General features: G+C 44.9%; 2 protein-coding genes. Both read right to left on the bottom strand.

Annotated elements, in window-relative coordinates:
- Positions 1-761: phage late control D family protein (locus ACFINL_RS09975; RefSeq protein ID WP_375651486.1), on the bottom strand; the 761-nt coding region annotated here is incomplete at its 3' end.
- Positions 758-904, bottom strand: a 147-nt coding sequence (locus ACFINL_RS09980; RefSeq protein WP_375651487.1) for a tail protein X, incomplete at its 5' end; no start/stop codon positions are given. The genes ACFINL_RS09975 and ACFINL_RS09980, both read right to left, overlap by 4 nt.

Genomic DNA, 904 nt, shown 5'->3' on the forward strand with positions numbered 1-904 from the left:
TCATCCATATGGATAAAGTTTTCATCATCATCAATCTCTTCTGGTTCTCGTGCATCAGCCGCGGCTTTTTGGTCGTCCCCCACATCTGTTTCTAAGCCATTGGCTGCACCTGCTTCATCTCGTGCGCTGTATTTAAAATCCCAAGAGGTACAGAGTTTTTCATGGATAATAACAACGGGGAGTGTTTCACCAGTGATAGCTTTGCCTTCCCCCCGTCTAGCCAAAACAAGCTTGCCATCAACGGGTTTTGCTACCGCATCATAGTCTTCTGCAAGGCGTGTGGCAAAAGCCATATCGCTTTCAGCTGTTTGATCAATGTGACGCACAACAATTTTAGCAAGAGCAGGGTCAACTTTTGGTGTATAGCCATTACGCTGTGCTATCTCTTGAACAATACTGCCAAGGGTTTGCTGGTAATAGGATTGGCTTTTGGGGGTTCTGTAAGACGTGTTCATTGATGCGGCGCGCCCTGTCACGCTTAAGCTTTGTGGTGGGCTGCTTACAGAGATTTCATCAATCAGATAGGCTCCCATATCGCGATTTTTGCCCCCTTCATAGCCAAGAGTTACAGAAATGACTGTCCCGATAAGAGGAATATCAAGAAAGCCGTTATCACTGTCACGCGCACGGTCATCAAGCTCTATAGTGATACGATCACTTTTGTTTTCTGCTTCATCGGTAATTTCAATCGACAAAACATAATCCATAAGAGTTTTTGTGATGTCTTCTCCATTTGCCAGAACCATGCAAAAAGGTTTCATGATTTGCTACCCCAAATTCTGATTACTGGTGTGGCTTTCGGATAGGGGAGGGTTGGTAAGAGTATCGTGATTCCTGCTTTTAAAATGGGTCCATAGTCTGCAAGACCAAAATTTGCTGCATAAACGCGTTCAACAGCAAGGGC

Origin of the sequence: Bartonella sp. AA78NXGY, from assembly GCF_042197005.1 — a bacterium.
Classification (GTDB): Bacteria; Pseudomonadota; Alphaproteobacteria; order Rhizobiales; family Rhizobiaceae; genus Bartonella.